This window comes from Enterobacter sp. C3_dUdeg, assembly GCF_057536195.1.
Genome location: NZ_BAAKFX010000001.1, coordinates 708042 through 721469, shown reverse-complemented (window position 1 = coordinate 721469; position 13428 = coordinate 708042). Strand labels below are relative to the sequence as shown.

Genomic DNA, 13428 nt, shown 5'->3' with positions numbered 1-13428 from the left:
TTTAGCACAATAAGACACAGCCTACGGGAAAAAGTGCCGTAGCTAAGTAAATTTCCCGGCTGATTTACCTGCCCGGTTATTTCTCCATACAGCCTACACATTCCGTCAATAATGACTCGACAATGCCCGTTCAAAATCGCTATTGAGACAAAACTCTTTTTACATTTAACGTTGCACATTATCCCTGTTACTTAAAGACTTTATGAAGTTGGCTGAAATAATGAACATGGAACTTTCTAAATATTTCTCCCCTAAAAAGCTGGGCATATATTCCCTGTTCCTGCTGCTGTCCTGGGGATTACTTTATACCTGGCTGATGCTGGTACACAAAATGGATGAAAAAGTCGCCTCTACGCTGCTCTCTTCACCCATTATCTATGGCTGCATCGCATTGTCGGTTGTCTCTCTGATAATCCAGAATAAAGCCGGCGCGTTGACTGAGCTACTCGTCGTCGCCTTCTGGCTGTTGGTGATTTTTGTTTATCTCATTATTACGTTCACCGTGCTGTTAAACGCGATGCCCGATATCGAGGATCTGGTCTTTTACTACGAGTGTTATTTGATCATTTTTTTTGGTGGAGCCCCGCTGTACCTTATTATGAGAATGATTTGAGCCGTTGCTCCACATAGCCTCCACAAACCGCCCATTTCCGCTAAACAGGCGCGCGGTAGACTCTCCCTCACGCTATTTTGCACAAAAATAACTCACCTAAGAATCTGATAAAACTTATCCATAATGATGAACCGTAATAATCTTCGTTCTTCTGAACCTGCCGGAGTGATGCACTCGCTAAAAAAACTCGCGATACGGCACCGGAAAAAACTGGTTGTCACTTTTTTCCTGGTGGTGGCCGAAAACGTGACGTTTTTACTTTATCCCGTTCTGGCTGGCATCGCGATAAATGCCATCCTCGCCGGTGAAACGCTTAACGCCGCGCTGTATGGCCTGATGGTACTTTGCATGTGGTTCATCGGTGCGGCCAGACGAAGCGTAGACACGCGCACGTTTGCACGCATTTATGCCGGACTCGCGGTTTCCGTCGTCCTGGCACAGCGCAAATATCAGCTTAACCATTCGGCGATCGCCGCCAGGGTAACGCTCTCGCGCGAATATGTGGATTTCTTTGAAATGCACCTTCCCCTGCTTATTACCTCGCTGAGCTCACTTTTTGGTGCCGCAATCATGTTGCTGTTTATTGAATTTTGGGCCGGCGTCATGTGCTTTGCGATTGTATTTATCCTGCTCGGATTTGTCTCAGGATATGCCCGTAAAAATGAATGGCTGTTCATGCGCCTGAATAATCGGCTGGAAAAAGAAGTGGATTATGTTCATAAGGCGGGCACGGCTACCCTTCACCGCCATTACTCCACGCTGGCGCGTTTGCGTATCACATTATCTGACCGCGAGGCGTGGGGTTATTTGTGGGTCGGCGTGCTTGTTGCCGCGCTTTTTACGCTGACCATCGTCTGGATGACGCGCTCAACCGGCATCACCGCCGGACATATTTACTCGGTGATGACCTACATGTGGATGTTCGCGACGAGCCTCGATGACGCGCCGCAGCTTCTTGAGAAATTTTCGCAGCTCAGGGATATCGGCAAGCGCGTATCCACTGATGATGAAATTCACGTAACCGGACGTTAATTTAATGCCGCATTTTTTTATTGAACGCCCCGTTTTCGCCTGGGTTGTAGCGCTTTTTATCGTCCTGGCAGGGCTCCTGTCTATTCCCCGTTTGCCGGTTGCGCAGTATCCGGCGGTGGCGCCGCCTGGAATCATTATTTCCGTCAGTTACCCGGGGGCCAGCCCCGATATCATGAACACGTCGGTGGTATCGTTAATCGAGCGCGAAATCTCCGGCGTAGATAATTTGCTCTACTTTGAATCATCCAGTGACACAACCGGTTCGGCATCGATTACCGTCACCTTTAAACCGGGCACGGACATCAAGCTGGCGCAGATGGATCTGCAGAATCAGATTAAGATCGTCGAGCCTCGTCTGCCTCAGGCGGTAAGGCAAAACGGCATCAACGTCGAGGCCGCTAACTCTGGCTTTTTAATGATGGTGGGGCTGAAGTCGGCGACGGGTCAATTTGAGGAAGCCGATTTAAGCGACTATTTTGCCAGAAACGTCAGTGACGAGCTTCGTCGCGTGCCCGGCGTAGGGAAAGTTCAACTGTTTGGCGGCGAAAAAGCGCTGCGCATCTGGTTGGATCCCATGAAGCTCCACGGCTACGGGCTTTCGGTAAGCGATGTTCTTACCGCCGTTGGCCAGCAAAATGCCCTGGTTTCGCCCGGCAAAACAGGAGATGAGCCAGCCTCTGCAGGACAAGGGGTGACGTATCCCATCACCGTGAAGGGACAGCTCTCCTCGGTTGAGGCGTTCAGGAATATCACCCTGAAATCTGACGCATCCGGTGCCCGCCTGAAACTGTCCGACATTGCGCGGATTGAATCTGGCCTGCAAAGCTACGCCTTTGGTATCCGTGAAAATGGCGTGCCCGCAACGGCGGCAGCAATCCAGCTCTCGCCTGGCGCGAATGCGATGAGCACGGCTTCCGGCGTACGGGCGCGCATCGACGAACTTTCCCGGGTGTTACCCGACGGAATGGCGTTTACGATCCCCTTCGACACCGCGCCGTTCGTGAAACTTTCTATCATGAAGGTTGTTCAGACATTTGTGGAAGCGATGGTCCTCGTCTTCCTGGTTATGCTGCTGTTTCTGCACAAGATACGCTGTACGCTTATCCCGGCGATTGTTGCTCCCGTCGCGCTTCTTGGCACCTTCACGGTGATGCTGTTGAGCGGCTACTCCATCAATATTCTGACGATGTTCGGCATGGTGCTGGCGATAGGGATTATCGTTGATGATGCCATCGTGGTCGTGGAGAACGTTGAACGACTGATGGAGGAAAAAAGCCTGTCCCCGCGTGACGCCACGCGGCAAGCCATGCAGGAAATCACTCCGGCGATTATTGGCATCACGCTGGTGCTGACCGCCGTCTTTATCCCCATGGGGTTTGCGGAAGGATCCGTCGGGATTATCTACCGACAATTTTGTATTTCCATGGCGGTCTCCATACTGCTGTCCGCGTTTCTTGCCCTGACGCTGACGCCTGCCCTGTGCGCAACGTTACTCAAGCCGCACAAGGCAGGAAAGAGCGGAGGCGGAAGGTTCGCGGTCGGGTTTAACGCGCGCTTTCGTTCGCTCACCGCCAGTTACGAAGCCGGGCTGGGTGCCGTTCTGAAGCGAACCGGGCGTATGCTGCTCCTGTACGCTGCGCTTTGTGCTGCGCTGTTTCTGGGATTGTCTTCGTTACCGTCGTCCTTTCTGCCGGACGAAGATCAGGGCTACTTTATGTCCTCAATCCAGCTGCCTTCTGATGCCACGATGCAGCGTACCCTCAACGTGGTTAAAAAATTTGAAGAGGAAATTGCGGCCCGGCCGGATATTGAAAGCAACATTATGATCCTGGGGTTTGGATTTTCAGGTTCAGGACCTAACTCGGCTATGGCCTTCACCACGCTGAAGGACTGGAAAAATCGGCAGGGTTCGACGGCTCAGGGTGAAGCCGACCATATACAGGCCAGCATGGCGAACGTCTCTGATGCCGTCACGATGAGCCTGCTCCCGCCGGCCATTTCGGATATGGGCACCTCGTCGGGCTTCACCTGGTACGTGCAGGACAGAGCGGGACTGGGCTACGAGGCGTTAAAGCGCGCTGCCGACGCTCTGGTCCTGCAGGCCAACCAGCGTCCTGAACTGAGTGACGTGTATATAGACGGTCTGCCGGAAGGAACAAGCCTTGCGCTCCAGGTGGACAGAGAAAAGGCGGAAGCGATGGGCGTCTCGTTTGATGAAATCAACCAGACGCTCTCCGTCACCCTGGGCTCAAATTATGTCAACGACTATACGAACAACGGCCGCGTTCAGCAGGTGATCATTCAGGCCGATGCGCCCTACCGAATGCAGCCTGAGCAGATACTGACATTATCAGTGAAAAACCGGATGGGACAGATGGTGCCGGTATCGACGTTTGCCACGCTTTCCTGGCACGTTGCGCCCCAGCAGTTGACGCGTTATCAGGGATATTCGGCTATTCGCATTACCGGAAATGCGGCGCCGGGAGAGTCCAGCGGCACCGCAATGAAGGTTATGGAGGACGTGTCCAGGAGTCTGCCTCAGGGCATGGCTGGCGAGTGGGCCGGGAGTTCATTGCAGGAGAGAAAATCGGAATCTCAGCTTCCGGGCCTTATCGTCCTGTCGATACTGGTCGTGTTTATGGTGCTCGCCGCCCTGTATGAGAGCTGGTCTATTCCTTTTGCGGTCATGCTGGTCGTTCCGCTGGGTCTTATCGGCGCGGTGATCGCGGTGTCCGTTGCCGGCATGACGAATGACGTTTTCTTCAAGGTCGGCCTGATTACGCTTATCGGCCTGTCGGCCAAGAACGCCATTCTGATTGTTGAATTTGCCAGGCAACTCCATCGCCAGGGGCAGCCCCTGCTGGCGGCAACCATTCATGCCGCCGGCCAGCGCCTGCGCCCTATTCTGATGACGTCGTTAGCCTTCACCTTAGGGGTTGTTCCGTTGATGCTGGCCCGTGGTGCGAGCGACAGTACGCAGCATGCCATCGGTACCGGCGTATTTGGCGGCATGATTAGCGGTACGCTTCTCGCCATTTTCTTCGTACCGGTTTTCTTTATCGTCATCGCGCGCTTCATCGACAACCTCAGGAAAGCGTGAATACCCTCGCGGGATCGCGCTTCCTCGCTGGTTGGATGAGGTGAACCTGTTGCCGGGTGATATACTGGACGAATGCTGAAATTTTGAGCCCCCGCGAGTCCGCGGCGCATTCTTCGGGACAGGCGTCTTCGGAGAACAGCGAGAAATATCGTGACACAAGGGGCTGTGAGTGGGCTATAATTTCGAGCTAATTTCGAATGATTTTGAAATACTGCCTGTAACGCTATGAATTACAAGGCAAAATTAGCAATGAATATAAGGATTAAAGCTATGGGTTTTCTTTCCGGTAAGCGCATTCTGGTGACTGGCGTTGCCAGCAAACTGTCCATCGCATACGGCATCGCACAGGCAATGCATCGCGAAGGCGCTGAGCTGGCGTTCACCTACCAGAACGACAAGCTGAAAGGCCGTGTTGAAGAGTTTGCCGCGCAGCTGGGTTCCAGCATTGTTCTGGAATGTGACGTGGCACAAGACGAAAGCATCGACGGCATGTTTGCTGAACTGGCAAAAGCATGGCCGAAATTCGACGGTTTCGTTCACTCCATTGGCTTCGCTCCTGGCGACCAGCTGGACGGCGACTACGTGAACGCGGTTACCCGTGATGGCTTCAAAATCGCTCACGACATCAGCTCCTACAGCTTCGTTGCGATGGCGAAATCCTGCCGCGCGATGCTGAACCCGGGCGCAGCCCTGCTGACCCTGTCCTATCTGGGCGCTGAGCGTGCTATCCCTAACTACAACGTTATGGGCCTGGCGAAAGCCTCTCTGGAAGCCAACGTACGCTACATGGCGAACGCAATGGGTCCTGAAGGCGTGCGCGTTAACGCCATCTCTGCAGGTCCTATCCGCACCCTGGCAGCTTCCGGTATTAAAGATTTTCGTAAAATGCTGGCACACTGCGAAGCGGTTACCCCGATTCGTCGTACCGTTACCATTGAAGATGTGGGTAACTCTGCAGCATTCCTGTGCTCTGACCTTTCCGCTGGTATCTCCGGTGAAGTGGTTCACGTTGACGGCGGCTTCAACATCGCTGCTATGAACGAGCTGGAAATTAAATAAGCTGTGACTCTCTTCCCGCACGGGAAGAGAGTTTTCCCCCCGCACCACCCCTTCGTTATTCCGTTCTGCTATTTGTTATCACCTAACAATATTTTTCCCTTTATCTGCCTTACGCCAGGATATTGATCGCCATTTTGAGATCAAGGAACGCACATGGAACAACGCCGTTTTTCCGGCAAAGGCCACTGGTATCACGAGACCCAGTCGAACCACGCGCAGACAGATGTTCTGCCTCTGGTGCCCGAAGCCGCTAACGTCGACGATCGGTTTTTGCTCGATTTAGCCCTGCCTGATGAGATTGTCGCCGCCTGTTCTGGCTGGCTTACCCCTGCCAGAGCCTTGTGCCACCAGCTGTTTCCGCTCTCGATTCCCGTGAACCGCCTGCATACGCTCAGCGCCTACGATCGGCTCAGCACCGCGCTAACGGTCGCCCAGGCCTGTGGCGTTCAGCGGCTTTGTAACCATTACGCCGCCCTCCTCGCCCCGCTTCCCGGCCCGGACTCCTCGCGCGAAAGCAACCGACGTCTGGCGCAAATTACGCAGTATGCCCGCCAGCTCGCCAGCTCTCCTGATGTGATTGATGATAAAGCGCAAAACCAGCTTGATGAGGTTGGCCTGTCAATCTATGACATTGTGGTGATTAACCAGATTATCGGGTTTATCGGTTTTCAGGCGCGCGTGGTCGCGGTTTTTCAGGCGCTGTTAGGACACCCCGTTCGCTGGTTGCCAGGCCATCATATTCAGCCGCACACGCTGTCCGCGAGCCACGCCTCCTGGGTGCCGCTGTTGCCCGTCGTCGAGCTGCGCTATGCGAGTGCGCATCAGCTTGAGTCGCTGTCCCGCTGGCAGGCAGAACCCGCGCTGGAGGCGCTGACGCCGGTCCTTTGCCATGAGCCTTCGCTGCTCGACCTGACCGGAGAAATCCTGTTAAACACCCGCGAAGCGATCCCGCTGACGTCCCCCGCACTTTCGGCGGCGGTCGAACTGCTGACGCGCTCTCCGGACCGCTTCAGCGCCGCGCAGTTTACCCCGCTCACGGATCAGGGACTCCCCGCCGAACATGCCATCACGCTGCTTACCCGCAGCGCGTTTGATGGCTGGCTCAATCGTCTGAAAGTCGCGTTTGGTAAAGAGGAATAACCATACTAATTACCCAAAGAGCGCTTGCTGAGACAGTGAGAATCGCGTAAAACTGTCAGCCGCTCAATGGCTACGAAAATAGAACATTATGTTTCAGGACAACCCGCTGCTAGCGCAGCTTAAACAGCAACTGCATTCCCAGACGCCGCGTGCAGAAGGGGTCGTAAAAGCCACGGAAAAGGGCTTTGGCTTCCTTGAGGTTGACGCGCAGAAAAGCTACTTCATTCCGCCTCCGCAGATGAAGAAAGTGATGCATGGCGATCGCGTCATGGCCGTCATTCATACCGAGAAGGACCGCGAGTCTGCCGAGCCGGAAGAACTGATCGAACCGTTCCTGACCCGTTTTGTGGGCAAGGTGCAGAGAAAAGACGAGCGTCTTGCTATCGTTCCGGATCATCCCCTGCTGAAAGATGCTATTCCCTGCCGCGCCGCCCGTGGCGTTGAGCATGATTTTAAAGAAGGTGACTGGGCCGTAGCAGAAATGCGCCGTCATCCTCTGAAAGGCGATCGCGGTTTTTATGCTGAGCTGACCCAGTTCATCACCTTTGGCGCCGACCATTTCGTGCCATGGTGGGTCACGCTGGCACGCCACAATCTTGAAAAAGAAGCGCCGAACGGCGTAGCGACCGAGATGCAGGACGAAGGTCTGACGCGCCGCGATCTCACCGCGCTGGAGTTTGTCACCATCGACAGCGCCAGCACGGAAGATATGGATGACGCGCTGTACGCTGAAGAGAGCGCCGATGGCAAACTGCATCTGACCGTCGCCATTGCCGATCCAACCGCCTGGATTGCCGAAGGCAGCAAGCTTGATGACGCGGCGAAAATCCGTGCGTTCACCAACTACCTGCCGGGCTTCAATATTCCGATGCTGCCGCGCGAATTGTCAGACGATCTCTGCTCGCTGCGTCCAAATGAAGTGCGCCCGGTCCTTGCCTGCCGCATGACTATCGCCGCAGATGGCGCGATTGAAGACGATATCGAGTTCTTTGCCGCTACCATCGAATCGAAAGCCAAGCTGGCCTACGATAACGTCTCCGACTGGCTTGAAAATACCGGTAGCTGGAAACCTGAATCAGACGCCATTGCCGCGCAAATCCGTCTGCTGCATCGCATCTGCCTGAACCGCGGCGAGTGGCGTAAAACCCACGCGCTGGTGTTCAAAGACCGCCCGGATTATCGCTTTGTTCTGGGCGAGAAAGGCGAAGTGCTGGACATCGTGGCCGAACCGCGACGCATTGCGAACCGCATCGTTGAAGAGGCGATGATTTCCGCCAACATCTGCGCCGCACGCGTGCTGCGCGACAGGCTGGGCTTTGGCATTTACAACGTCCACACCGGGTTTGATCCGGCGAATACCGAAGCGCTGGCGGCCCTGCTGAAGACTCACGATGTGCACGTTGATCCGGAAGAAGTGCTGACGCTGCCGGGCTTCTGCAAGCTTCGCCGCGAACTGGACGCGCAGCCGTCGGGCTTCCTGGACAGCCGCATTCGTCGCTTCCAGTCCTTCGCTGAAATCAGCACCGAGCCTGGCCCGCACTTTGGCCTTGGCCTCGAAGCTTACGCCACCTGGACATCGCCGATCCGTAAGTATGGCGATATGGTTAACCACCGTCTGCTGAAAGCGATTATCAAAGGTGAAACCATTGCCTGTCCTCAGGAGGACACCACGCTGCAGATGGCCGATCGTCGCCGTCTGAACCGCATGGCCGAGCGTGACGTTGGTGACTGGCTGTACGCACGCTTCCTGCAGGATAAAGCCGGTACGGATACCCGTTTCGCCGCAGAAATCATCGATATCAGCCGCGGGGGCATGCGCGTCCGTCTGGTCGATAACGGTGCTGTCGCGTTTATTCCTGCGCCGTTCCTGCACGCGGTTCGTGACGAAATGGTCTGTAGCCAGGAAAACGGTACCGTGCAAATTAAAGGTGAAACAGTTTACAAAGTCACCGACGTGATTGACGTTACTATCGCCGAAGTTCGCATGGAAACCCGCAGTATTATCGCGCGCCCTGTCGCCTGATAACCGGTTCAATTGTCGGCCATTTCCTTTCCGGAAGGGCCGACTTTTTTTCTTTTTATCCCCGCCACAAAATCATTATTTTTCCTTACTATTTTCAGCATCCCTTCGCCCAAAACCGCCATAATTATCTACAGTAAAAGAGTGTTGTTATATTCGGTTATGTGAATTTCTATACGCTCAGTATCCTTTTTAACCTGACTCGTTTTATTATAAGAAAGCAGGGAAAAACAACAGGTTCACTTCGGTTTTGCCGCTGTTTCTCAACGGAAAAGTCGACAGCAAATGAATAATTTGTGCGCTAATGAACAGCTGCGGGAGAAAACATGATGGACGATCTGGAGCAGAATTTGCTGTTTCGCTACATGGGAACTCACAGCCCGTGGTGGCGCCTGTCAGCTGACAGCAACGCTCTGCACTTTTCCACCAGCGAAAATGCCGATGTCACTCAGGTCGTGGCGCTGGACGATGAACAGGCCGATCTCATCCGTCATTTAACCGTTATTACCTCCAGCATTTCCATGTCGCTCTCCCTGTACGGGGAGGATGTCCCGGTTCATCTTGTGGGCCGTAAAATTACCCGCAACGAGTGGGCAGGCACCGCTTCCGCCTGGAACGATACGCCCTCCGTAGCGCGCGATCTGGCTCAGGGGCTCTCTTTCGCGGAGCAGGTTGTCTCTGAGGCCAACTCCGTCATTGTTATTCTCGATCAGCACGGCAATATTCAGCGTTTTAACCGGCTTAGCGAAGAGTACACCGGCCTGAAAGAGCAAGAAGTCATTGGTCAGAACGTATTTAAGCTGTTTATGAGCCGCAGCGAAGCGGCAGCCTCAAAGCGCAATATTACCGGTTTTTTTCGCAACGGCAGCTCCTACGAAGTCGAACGCTGGATCAAAACGCGTAAAGGGCAGCGCCTGTTTCTGTTCAGAAACAAATTCGTGCACAGCGGCAGCGGTAAAAATGAAATTTTCCTTATCTGTTCCGGGACCGATATTACCGAGGAGCGCCGCGCTCAGGAGCGGCTGCGCGTGCTGGCCAATACCGATACCATCACCGGCCTGCCAAACCGCAATGCGATCCACGATCTGATTTCTGACGCCATCGATAACCGCGGCGACACGCAGGTGGGCGTGGTGTATCTCGATCTGGATAACTTTAAAAAGGTCAACGACGCTTACGGGCATATGTTTGGCGATCAGCTGTTGCAGGCTGTCGCCCTCGCCATTTTGAGCTGTCTGGATGAAGAACAGGTGCTGGCGCGTCTTGGCGGCGATGAGTTTATCGTCATGGCCACCAATACCTCTCAGGGCTCTCTGGAGGCGATGGCGTCGCGCATTTTAACCCGTCTGCGCCAGCCGTTCCGAATCGGTCTGATTGAGATTTATACCGGCTGCTCTCTGGGTATCGCCCTCGCCCCGCAGCACGGGAACGACCGGGAAAGCGTTATTCGCAACGCCGATACCGCCATGTACACCGCCAAAGAGAACGGCCGGGGCAAGTTCTGCGTCTTCTCACCCGAGATGAACCAGCGCGTGTTTGAGTATCTCTGGCTGGATACCAACCTGCGCAAGGCACTGGATAACGATCAGCTTCTGATCCACTATCAGCCGAAAATAACCTGGCGTGGAGAAGTCAGAAGCCTTGAAGCGCTGGTCCGCTGGCAATCGCCAGAACGCGGCCTGATCCCGCCGCTGGAGTTTATCTCTTATGCCGAGGAGTCGGGGTTGATTGTGCCGCTGGGCCGTTGGGTGATGCTCGATGTGGTTCGCCAGGTGGCAAAATGGCGCGATAAGGGAATAAACCTGCGCGTGGCGGTGAACGTCTCTGCACGCCAGCTGGCCGACCAGACCATCTTCAGCGACTTAAAGCAGGCGCTGAAGGATCTGAATTTTGAATACTGCCCGGTCGACGTTGAGTTGACCGAAAGCTGTCTTATCGAAAATGAAGAGCTGGCGCTGTCCGTGATCCAGCAGTTCAGCAGACTCGGGGCGCAAATTCATCTGGATGATTTTGGCACCGGCTATTCTTCCCTTTCTCAGCTGGCCCGCTTCCCTATCGACGCCATTAAGCTCGATCAATCTTTCGTCAGGGATATTCATAAGCAGTCTATTTCCCAGTCACTGGTGCGCGCTATCGTCGCGGTGGCGCAGGCGTTAAATCTGCAGGTGATTGCCGAGGGTGTGGAGAATGCAAAAGAAGACGCCTTTCTGACCAAGAACGGCGTCAACGAACGGCAGGGTTTTCTGTTTGCTAAGCCGATGCCCGCTGCCGCATTCGAGCGATGGCTAAAACGATATCAAGCGCGAAATCAACGTTAACTGGCTTTACGCAGGCCCGCCGCGTGATGGCGGTTTTGCAGCGTGACCAGACGCTCCATGTAGGCGATATCTTTCGGCTCCAGGCAGAAAGCGGCATCAACCCAGTCTTCCGTGATGTCCATCAGTTCACTGCGAGGCAATTGCAGAACGCGCGTACGGGCGCGCAGCATCGCCCTTACGCCATTCAGTTTTGGCCGCAGCGTATCGATGAAGGTTCGGGTGGAGACATAGCTTTGTCCCGGTTCAAACAGGACATCCAGCAGCCCGTGCTGCTCGTACCATTCAGCCGTATGGGATTCCCCTTTGTAGATGAGTTCCTCCGCCAGCTTCATGCCTGAACGGCGTGCAACCAGGGAATATCCTCCCATACCCGGAAACAGGTTGAAGGCTATCTCCGGGAAACCTAAACGGGCATCGCGCTGAGCCAGGACGAAATGGTGCGCCAGAGCGGCCTCAAACCCGCCCCCTAACGCACTGCCTTCTACCATTGCCAGAGTGATGGCTCCCGTATCAAACCCCCGTGAGGCCGCATGGACGCAATCAACGCAGGCGCGAGCGTACGCCCGTAACGCTTCCCGACTTCCGTTCTGAATGCACTCGACGAAGAACTGTAAATCACCGCCCGTATTGTACATCTCGGGAACCAGCGATCCGGTTACCCAAAAATCAACCGCAAACCCAGACTGGCGAACCAGCCATGAAAAGTTCAAGATCTCCTCTATTAACGCATGGTTAAAGCAAGGACGTGGCTGAGCCCGCAGCATCATCCAGACCGTGTGACGCTCCGCCTCGTAATACCCTGACAGCTGCGTGAACCGTTCAGTATCGGTAAACAGTGTGCAGGTAGGCTGATTGATAACTGTCATAGTCTAATTCCTCTTATAAAAAAGCGCCTTGCGCGCAGTTTTAGACTAATCCAGTCATTAAGCCTGCTGCATGAGGGGGAATAAATTTATCACTTACGTTTATGTAATTTAGTTATTGCATTTTTTCCCTTCTCTTTTGAACCTATTTTCTGCATCATTGAAAATATTAACTTTTCGCGCCTGGGGTGAGATTATGTCGACTATTGACGCACAAGCTGTAGCACAACGAATTGATACCGTGCTGGATATCCTGGTGGCGGGCGATTATCACTCTGCTATCCGTAATCTCGAGATCCTGAAGTCTGAACTTCTTGCTCAGAATGGTGCTGACAACGCGCCTGAAAACAGACAGCCAAAAGCGCCGTGGGAAGTTTAATCCCACCGTCTCCGACCTCGTTTCGCTTTATTAAATGGATGCTATGAATTCCCGACAACAACTCATTTTGCAGATGGTCATCGATCAGGGACGCGTAAGCGTAGTCGATCTCGCTAAAACCACCGGCGTTTCTGAAGTCACCATCCGTCAGGATCTTAATCTGCTGGAAAAACAGAGCTACCTGCGTCGCGCTCACGGATATGCTGTCCCGCTGGACAGTGATGACGTCGAGACGCGCATGATGAATAACTACGCGCTCAAACGTGAACTGGCGGAATTTGCCGCGTCCCTGGTGAACAACGGCGAGACCGTCTTTATTGAAAACGGCAGCAGCAATGCCCTTCTGGCGCGCACGCTTGCCGATCAAAAAGACGTTACCATCATCACCGTCAGCAGCTATATCGCGCATTTGCTCAAAGAGACGCGCTGCGAGGTGATTCTGCTGGGCGGTATTTACCAGAAAAAAAGTGAAAGCATGGTAGGCCCGCTGACCCGTCAGTATGTCCAGCAGGTTCATTTCAGCAAGGCCTTTATCGGGATTGACGGCTGGCAGCCGGAGACAGGTTTTACCGGCCGGGATATGATGCGCTCTGACGTCGTGAATGCCGTGCTGGAAAAAGAGTGTGAAGCCATTGTGCTCACCGACAGTTCTAAATTTGGCGCCGTTCACCCTTATACGATGGGCCCGGTTTCACGCTTTAGCCGCGTGATTACCGATGAACGGTTGAGCGATGCGCACCGTAATAAACTGGAAGATGACGGGCTGATCGTCAATATTATTAAAACGACCGCCTGAGTTCCCTCCGCGCCCGAATTTCGGGCGCATACGCCCTTCTTTCTCTGAGATGATTCCTGGTACTTCTTTAAGAGTTTTTACCTGTTTAACCTGCATTAAAGTCGTAAA

10 protein-coding genes are annotated in these 13428 nt (G+C 54.0%); 9 read left to right on the top strand and 1 reads right to left on the bottom strand.

Features of this window, described 5'->3' with window-relative positions; genetic code table 11:
- The first annotated feature begins 202 nt into the window (after positions 1 to 202).
- The 7 genes from crrC (at position 203) to pdeR (ending at position 11282) form a co-directional block, all read left to right on the top strand.
- Positions 203 to 613 (top strand): colistin resistant protein CrrC, encoded by a 411-nt coding sequence (crrC, locus tag AC27FC_RS03360; RefSeq protein ID WP_126795657.1) that lies wholly within the window; start codon positions 203 to 205, stop codon positions 611 to 613.
- 123 nt (positions 614 to 736) lie between these two features.
- Positions 737 to 1645, top strand: coding sequence for an ABC transporter six-transmembrane domain-containing protein (locus tag AC27FC_RS03355; protein WP_196354288.1), 909 nt, complete (start codon positions 737 to 739; stop codon positions 1643 to 1645).
- A 4-nt stretch (positions 1646 to 1649) separates the two neighbouring features.
- Complete coding sequence (locus AC27FC_RS03350; RefSeq protein WP_196354287.1) at positions 1650 to 4745, top strand: multidrug efflux RND transporter permease subunit; 3096 nt, start codon at positions 1650 to 1652, stop codon at positions 4743 to 4745.
- Between the two features lie 270 nt (positions 4746 to 5015).
- The gene (fabI, locus tag AC27FC_RS03345) at positions 5016 to 5804 is read left to right on the top strand and encodes an enoyl-ACP reductase FabI (RefSeq protein ID WP_003856831.1); all 789 of its coding nucleotides are present in this window, start codon (positions 5016 to 5018) and stop codon (positions 5802 to 5804) included.
- Between the two features lie 153 nt (positions 5805 to 5957).
- On the top strand, positions 5958 to 6944 hold the full coding sequence (locus AC27FC_RS03340; RefSeq protein WP_196354286.1) for a CMD domain-containing protein: 987 nt from the start codon (positions 5958 to 5960) through the stop codon (positions 6942 to 6944).
- Between the two features lie 88 nt (positions 6945 to 7032).
- Positions 7033 to 8967 carry an exoribonuclease II gene (locus AC27FC_RS03335; RefSeq protein WP_487159837.1) on the top strand — a complete coding sequence of 645 codons (1935 nt, stop codon included), beginning with the start codon at positions 7033 to 7035 and terminating at the stop codon, positions 8965 to 8967.
- Between the two features lie 323 nt (positions 8968 to 9290).
- Positions 9291 to 11282 carry a cyclic di-GMP phosphodiesterase gene (gene pdeR / locus AC27FC_RS03330; protein WP_196354284.1) on the top strand — a complete coding sequence of 664 codons (1992 nt, stop codon included), beginning with the start codon at positions 9291 to 9293 and terminating at the stop codon, positions 11280 to 11282.
- Here the strand turns inward: pdeR and AC27FC_RS03325 are convergent.
- A complete protein-coding gene (locus tag AC27FC_RS03325) occupies positions 11279 to 12148 on the bottom strand; it encodes a crotonase/enoyl-CoA hydratase family protein (protein ID WP_196354283.1) in 870 nt (289 codons plus the stop codon). The genes pdeR and AC27FC_RS03325 overlap by 4 nt on opposite strands.
- Positions 12149 to 12341: 193 nt before the next feature.
- Between AC27FC_RS03325 and AC27FC_RS03320 the strand changes: the two genes are divergently transcribed.
- The gene (locus AC27FC_RS03320; RefSeq protein ID WP_024907126.1) at positions 12342 to 12524 is read left to right on the top strand and encodes a YciZ family protein; all 183 of its coding nucleotides are present in this window, start codon (positions 12342 to 12344) and stop codon (positions 12522 to 12524) included.
- A gap of 43 nt (positions 12525 to 12567) precedes the next feature.
- The gene (yciT, locus tag AC27FC_RS03315) at positions 12568 to 13320 is read left to right on the top strand and encodes a DNA-binding transcriptional regulator YciT (RefSeq protein WP_023312063.1); all 753 of its coding nucleotides are present in this window, start codon (positions 12568 to 12570) and stop codon (positions 13318 to 13320) included.
- Positions 13321 to 13428 lie beyond the last annotated feature (108 nt).